This window comes from Actinomadura sp. 7K507, assembly GCF_004348425.1.
Classification (GTDB): domain Bacteria; phylum Actinomycetota; class Actinomycetes; order Streptosporangiales; family Streptosporangiaceae; genus Spirillospora.
Window position 1 is genome coordinate 1 of sequence record NZ_SMKK01000357.1, and the last position, 6,938, is coordinate 6,938.

General features: G+C 71.7%; 6 protein-coding genes. All 6 read right to left on the minus strand.

Going from position 1 to position 6,938, the window contains the following annotated elements:
• Positions 1-100: 100 nt before the first annotated feature.
• The 6 genes from E1285_RS42125 to E1285_RS42150 all read right to left on the minus strand — a co-directional run bounded on the left by E1285_RS42125 (position 101) and on the right by E1285_RS42150 (position 6,831).
• A complete protein-coding gene (locus tag E1285_RS42125; protein WP_132160406.1) occupies positions 101-370 on the minus strand; it encodes a hypothetical protein in 270 nt (89 codons plus the stop codon).
• Positions 371-471: 101 nt separating this feature from the next.
• On the minus strand, positions 472-1,077 hold the full coding sequence (coaE, locus tag E1285_RS42130) for a dephospho-CoA kinase (protein ID WP_132160408.1): 606 nt from the start codon (positions 1,075-1,077) through the stop codon (positions 472-474).
• Between the two features lie 16 nt (positions 1,078-1,093).
• Positions 1,094-1,585 carry a GNAT family N-acetyltransferase gene (locus tag E1285_RS42135; RefSeq protein WP_132160410.1) on the minus strand — a complete coding sequence of 164 codons (492 nt, stop codon included), beginning with the start codon at positions 1,583-1,585 and terminating at the stop codon, positions 1,094-1,096.
• A gap of 93 nt (positions 1,586-1,678) precedes the next feature.
• On the minus strand, positions 1,679-3,643 hold the full coding sequence (locus tag E1285_RS42140) for an endonuclease/exonuclease/phosphatase family protein (RefSeq protein ID WP_243723436.1): 1,965 nt from the start codon (positions 3,641-3,643) through the stop codon (positions 1,679-1,681).
• A gap of 304 nt (positions 3,644-3,947) precedes the next feature.
• The gene (gene rpsA, locus E1285_RS42145; RefSeq protein ID WP_132160412.1) at positions 3,948-5,465 is read right to left on the minus strand and encodes a 30S ribosomal protein S1; all 1,518 of its coding nucleotides are present in this window, start codon (positions 5,463-5,465) and stop codon (positions 3,948-3,950) included.
• A gap of 250 nt (positions 5,466-5,715) precedes the next feature.
• Positions 5,716-6,831: a polysaccharide deacetylase family protein gene (locus E1285_RS42150; protein WP_132160414.1), complete on the minus strand. Its 1,116-nt coding sequence runs from the start codon at positions 6,829-6,831 to the stop codon at positions 5,716-5,718.
• Positions 6,832-6,938: the final 107 nt, after the last annotated feature.

Consider the following 6,938-nt stretch of genomic DNA (forward strand, 5'->3'; position numbering starts at 1 on the left):
CCCCGAGGTCCGCCACCTCCCCCTCGACACCCCCTTCTGACATGCCGATGCCCCCGGACCGGGCGTGGTGGGTTCCGGGGGCATCGTCCTGCAGAAGCCGCTACTGCGCCGCATCGTCCCTTCTGTCTGCCAGGAGTGCCAGGTTCCTGTTCATCTCGTCCATGCGGATGTGCATCTTCGCGAACAGGACCATGATCCTTACGATGCCCGGCCGGAGATCCTCGCTCAATGAGTCCAGTTGCCGCCTGGTCTCCGGACTGAGCAGGCTCAGGTCGGCGTCGCCCTCCGTCGAAGGATCGGCGAAAGCGGTCTTGTCGAGGGGCATCGTAGCCACGGCGGTAATCGCCTCTCCTCCGCGTTCCATGCTCACCGGGTGGATGCCCCAGCATGCCACAAGAACCGACACTCCGCTGTCGCCCGGTCTCTGTTAGTCACCGAGCGGGCGGTGCCCAGCCGGTCGCGCGGCCATCGTCACGATCGTTGGGCGGCGCGGTGGGTGAGGGTCTTCCAGAGGGTGTCCACCTGGGTACCGAGGGCGTCGAGGGTGGTGGAGTTGTCGATGATGTGGGTGGCCACCGCACGGCGGTCTTCGCGGGTCGCCTGGTTCGCCATGCGGGCACGGGCGTCTTCCTCGGTCATGCCTCGCCGGGCCACGAGACGGTCGAGCTGGACGTCCTCGGGGGCGTCGACGACGACCACCTCGTCGTACATGGACGCCAGGCCGTTCTCCGCCAGGAGGGGGACGTCGTAGACCACGACCGCGCCGGCGGGGGCGGCGTCCATCAGCTCCTGCATCCGCTCGCCCACCAGGGGATGGACGATCGCGTTCAGCGCCGCCAGCCGGTCGGGGTCGGTGAAGACGATCCGGCCGACCTTCTCGCGGTCCATGCCGCCGGAGGGCAGGAGCACCTCGTCGCCGAACTCCGCCACGACGGCGGCGAGGCCGGGAGTGCCGGGCTCGACCACCTCACGGGCGATCTTGTCGGCGTCGATGACCACGGCCCCGCGCTCCGCGAGCCGCGCGGACACCTCGCTCTTGCCCGACCCGATTCCGCCGGTGAGTCCCACTTTCAGCACGGGCTCACCCTAATGGTCACACGGTTTCGGCGGCGACGAGGGGCTTGCGCATGTGGACGAGGGTGAGGTGCGCGGCGACGCGTTCGCGGTGGGTCTCGGTGTAGCCGACGCGGCGGTACAGGCGCAGGTTGGTCTCGCTGAGGTGCCCGGTGAACAGCACGCACGCGTCGGCGCGCCCGGCCACCTCGGCCTCCAGGGCCGTGAGGAGCCGCCGCCCGATGCCGCGGCCCTGCTGGTCGGGGACGACGACGAGGCGCCCGACCAGGCACGTGTGGTCGCTGAACTGGGCGCGGACCGCGCCGACGAGACGGCCGTCCAGGACCGCCTTCAGCACCACCGCGTCGCCCGACAGCACCTTCTGGAGCTGCTCGGCCGACTCGACCAGCGGGGGGATGAACGGGTCGCCGTACAGCTGCGCCTCCGCGACGTAGGCGGCGCGCTGGACGGTCAGGATCTCACCGGCGTCCTGCGGGCCGGCCCGCTCGACCGCGACCGTCGCTTCGCTCATGACCCTGCTCCCCGTGGGAGGGCGACCCCCCACACCCCCCGGTTCGCTGCGCTCATGTACCGACCCTAGCGGCGCGGACCCGCCGGGGTCTGCTCAGCGCCCGATCCGGATGGTCACCGCGACCGGGTAGTGGTCGGAGGCGTCCGACACCGGCACCTCGTACTCGGTGACCAGGATGCCGTCCGACCCGAAGATCCAATCGACCTGCGCGCCGTCGGCCCTGGTGGGGGACGAGTCGTTGCCGATCACGGTGCTGCGCAGGTCGGTGCCGTCGGTCATCGCGGCCAGTTCCGGGCTGTCGGGCCCGGCGTTGAAGTCGCCGCCGATCAGCGTGCGGGGCGCGCCGCCCCAGGCCCGCAGCAGCGCGGCGATCGAGCGGGCCCGCTCGTCGGCCTGGCCGTCGCCGCCCTCCAGGTGCGTCGACCACACGTCCATCGTGGTGTTGCCGACGCCGAGCCGCGCCCACACGTACCCCCGGATCTGCGACCAGTCGCCGCGCGGCCACCGGCCGGTTCCGGAGCTGCGCACCGGCAGCGACGTCAGGATCGCGTTGCCGAACTGCCCGTCTGCCGCCGGGCCCCAGACCAGTTTCATGCCGAGGCGCCGCGACAGCCACACGCCGACGTCGGCGGTGCCCGACAGCAGCGACCCGCGGCCGGCCTCCTGCAGCAGGACGACCTGGGCGCCCTGCTCCTCGATGACCCGGGCGATGCCCTCCGGATCGAGGCGGCCCGACTGGTCGACCGCGTCGTGGATGTTGTAGCTGAGCACCCGCACATGCCCGGGGACGGGCGGCGCCGGAGGCTTGCCGTCCGGGGCGGCCACGGTGAACACCAGGGTGCCGGCCAGCAGGACCAGCGCGGCGGCGCCGGCGGTGAGGGCGCGCAGCGGCGCGCGGGCGGGCAGCGGGCCGCCGCGGGCCGAGGCGATGGCGGCGAGCGCGCCGAGCGCGATCCCGGCGAAGCCGGGCAGCACGTTGTTCGGGAACGGCAGCGGGGAGATGGCGCTGATCTGGTACGGGACCAGGATCACGGCGATCAGCAGGCCGCCGAGCGCGGCCCCGACGTCCGCCCTCCAGACCGGCCCGCCGGACCCGGCGCGCCGCAGCGGCGCCCGGCACGCCACGGCCAGCAGCCATGCCGACAGGACCTGCCCGAGGATCACGATGGGCACGACCTCGATGCCGGAGATCGCGTACGTCCCGGCGACGGCACCCGCGCCGACCCCGAGGATGGTGCCGCCGAGGACGCACACGCCGCCCGGCACGGCCCGGACCGCCAGGCCGGAGGCGAGGAACGCCAGCGCGAGGCCCTGCCCCACGACGATCGTGATGTGCGCGGCGGTCAGCGACTGCCAGCCGGACGACGCCACGAACGCGGGGCTGGACAGGATGAGGACCTGCAGGGCCAGGAACGGCCCGAACGCGGCGGCGCCGAGCGCGTCCCGCCAGGAGAGGCCGGGCGCGGCGACCGGCGGGGCGCCGGACTGCCGGTAGAGCGCGGCGGCGCCGAGGCCGACGAACGCCAGGCACGCCAGCCACGGGCCGACGCCGTCGCGCCACGCCGGGTCCCAGGTGGCGAAGCACATGCGCACGGCGGCGTCCGCCGACAGACCGGCGACGGTCGCGGTGGCGAAGCCGACGCCGGACAGGCCGCGGGCGCCCTCGTACAGCGCCGCGACGGCGATCATCCCGATGGCGGTGGCGGCGAACGCGAGCCAGGTGCGCGGGTCGACCGCCTGCGCGAGCAGCCGGACGGCGAACAGCCCCCCGACCGCGGCGAGCAGCAGTCCGCGCGGGCCGGCCACGCGGCGGACCAGCGGCGCCGCGAACCCGGCGACGAACACGACCAGCACGCCGACGGTGGCGAACGCGGTGCCGGTCTGGTCGGCGAAACGGTCGAGCTGGGGCAGCGAGAACCGCAGCGTCTGCGCGAGCACGGCGACGGTGACCGCGATCAGCGTGAGCCTGGCGGGCCCCTGCGGGACGATGGAGGACCCCGACGGGGCGGGGCCGCCGGTCCTGGTGCCGGCGTCGGTGTTGGCGTCGGTGCTGGCCACTTGAACGAATGCTCCCGGGGGACGAGCGGACCTGCGGGGCGGCGGGCGCTTCGGGGACGGGCTGCGCGGGCGGCGCCGGGGTCGCGGGGCCGTCCGACATCATGGTGACGCAACCGAAGCACGGCCGGAGGCCGATCCCGCAAGATCGTTCTCCGGCCGTGTTCAGGATATCGGCGGGCGCCGCGCTCCGGCGCCGGCTTTCCGGCCCGCGCCGCCGAGGCGGCGGGCCGTCACCGGATCCCGTCCTCCGGCGTTCCGCGGCGGTGAGCACACCGCACGCGTCCCGCCGGAGGAGGGGACGGGCTCACTGGCCCCCGGACAGCTTCTCGCGCAGTGCGGCGAGCGCCTCGTCGGTGGCGAGCGCACCACCGGTGGACTCGCTCTCGCCGCCGCCGGAGTAGGAGGTCTCGCCCCCGCCACCACCGCCGCCGCCGCCGGCGGCGGCACCGCCGGTGGTGGCCGCGGGCTCGGCGCCGGCCTCCGCCTCGGCCTTGCGGGCCTCTTCGATCTGCTTGCGGTGGGCGTCGAAACGGGACCGGGCCTCGGCGTACTGCCGCTCCCAGGTCTCGCGCTGCTCGTCGAAGCCCTCCAGCCATTCGCCCGTGTCGGCGTCGAAGCCCTCGGGGTACTTGTAGTTGCCCTGCTCGTCGTACTCGGCGGGCATGCCGTACAGCGTCGGGTCGAAGTCCTCTTCCTCGATGCCGGCGGCGCCCTCGTTGGCCTGCTTGAGCGACAGGCTTATACGGCGCCGGTCGAGGTCGATGTCGATGATCTTCACGAAGATCTCGTCGCCGACCTGGACGACCTGCTCGGGGATCTCCACGTGGCGCTCGGCCAGCTCGGAGATGTGCACCAGGCCCTCGATGCCCTCCTCGACGCGGACGAACGCGCCGAACGGCACCAGCTTGGTGACGCGTCCCGGCACGACCTGCCCGATCTGGTGGGTGCGGGCGAACTGCTGCCACGGGTCTTCCTGCGTCGCCTTGAGCGACAGCGAGACCCGCTCGCGCTCCATGTCGACGTCCAGGACCTCGACCGTGACCTCCTGGCCGACCTCGACGACCTCGGACGGGTGGTCGATGTGCTTCCAGGACAGCTCGGAGACGTGCACCAGTCCGTCGACGCCGCCGAGGTCGACGAACGCGCCGAAGTTGACGATCGAGGACACGACGCCCTTGCGGACCTGGCCCTTCTGCAGCGTGTTGAGGAACGTCTGGCGGACCTCGCTCTGCGTCTGCTCCAGCCAGGCACGGCGGGACAGCACCACGTTGTTGCGGTTCTTGTCCAGCTCGATGATCTTGGCCTCGAGCTCGCGCCCGACATACGGCTGCAGGTCGCGGACCCGGCGCATCTCGACCAGGGACGCGGGCAGGAAGCCGCGCAGCCCGATGTCGAGGATGAGACCGCCCTTGACGACCTCGATGACCGTCCCGGTGACGATGCCGTCCTCGTCCTTGATCTTCTCGATCGTGCCCCACGCGCGCTCGTACTGAGCACGCTTCTTGGACAGGATCAGCCGGCCCTCCTTGTCCTCCTTCTGGAGGACGAGGGCCTCGACGTGGTCCCCGGTGGACACGACCTCGTTCGGATCGACGTCGTGCTTGATGGACAGCTCGCGCGAGGGAATGACGCCCTCGGTCTTGTAGCCGATGTCGAGGAGGACCTCGTCACGATCGACCTTGACGACAGTGCCTTCGACAATGTCGCCGTCGTTGAAGTACTTGATGGTCTCATCGATCGCGGCGAGGAAGGCTTCCTCGGACCCGATGTCGTTGACCGCTACCTGCGGGGTGGTCGAGGTGGCCTCGGTGCTGCTCGTCATGTGTCGGCTGGCTCCGGTACGGACAGTGAAGTCGTATGGGGTTCTGCGCGGAGGGCCGTTTTCCGCCCTGCCGAGGACCGGAAAGGGACGCGGACCGTGCCGCGTCAGTGCACCGAACCGTTGTCGCCGACCTGACCGAGCGCGAGCCTGCTCCGTCCGAAGCGCGCGCAGGCCCACAGCGCAGCGATCAGGATATGGGACCAATCTCCCGTGGTCAATCCAGCTCCCGGCGGGTCCGGCGGTACCGGGGTCAGTACGCCCGGGCCCGGCCCCGGTATTCCTTGTCCAGCCGGTACTCGGCCGCCTTGGGAAACGTCACGGTGTTCGGGTCACCGTCAGATGTGTACCGCTCATCGGGGTTCTTGTCCAGGTGCTCCAGCCACGCGGTCGAGCAGTACTTCTTGCAGTCGTCCTCTTTGATCTTGCCTTCGGACCGGACGCGGCTGATCTCCCACCGGTCGAACTCCTCGTCGAACGGCGACAAGGAGGGCCTCCAGCCCGCGACGAAGTTGCCCTGGAACTCGTACTTGCCATCCGACTTCTGGGCCCACACACGCTTGCGCGGCAGGACCCCGAACGGATACGCCAGCGTGGTCGCGTGCTTCCCGGTCAGCCGGACGATCCGGTCCTCGATCTCCCCGATCTCCTTTCGGACCTCCTTTTCGGACATGCCGCCGAGGTCGGGGTGGTTCATCGTGTGGTTGCCGATCTCGTACCCGCGCCGCACGAGCCACGGCACCGCGGCCGACGCCTGCTCGTCCTCCATCCCGAACAGCTCCCGGGTCATGTAGAACGTCGCGACCGGCCGGAACCCGGGGTTCTCCGCGGCGACGCGCTGGATGACCTCGACAGCGGTACCGGCCTTCGGACGCCCCTGCGCGTCCAGCGCGAAGTGATCGGGCGTCCCGTCGTCGAACGTCAGCACGACGGGGTGCTTCCCGGCCGGGACGTTGAACCGCCCGCCGACGAACTCCGCCGCCGTGATCGGGCAGTAGCCGCCCTTGGCCAGCCGCGTCAGCTCGTCGTACAGCTCCTTGGGCGTCCGGTCCAGCGGCCTGTCCGGCTTCTCCACGATGCGGTGGTACATGAGCACCGGCACCTGGCCCAGCTCGTTCGCCTTGACCGCCACGGCCCCGGGCGCCGCCGCCGCGATCGGCGCGCTCGCCGACACCGACGGCGACCCGCTCCCCGACCCGCCCGGCGCGGGCGTCCCCGCGGCCTTGGTGGCCCGCGCGTCGGCCGTCGGCTCGGACGCGGTCCGCTCGACCTCGTCACCCTCGCCGCCTCGCCGGACACCGGGCAGCGTCAGCCCCAGGACCACGGCACAGACGACCACGACTCCAGCGATCTTGTGAAGCAGAGGCACGCTACCCCCCGCCGGTCGACCCCAACAGGACCCCGGGAAACCCTACGGCTCCCCGGACATCTACGGACACCCACTCCCGTACCCACATGATCCCCACGCACCACCCC

Coding starts and splice junctions, on each gene's coding strand:
- rpsA (WP_132160412.1), bottom strand. CDS start 5,465: ATGACGAGCAGCACCGAGGCCACCTCGACCACCCCGCAGGTAGCGGTC.
- E1285_RS42135 (WP_132160410.1), bottom strand. CDS start 1,585: ATGAGCGAAGCGACGGTCGCGGTCGAGCGGGCCGGCCCGCAGGACGCC.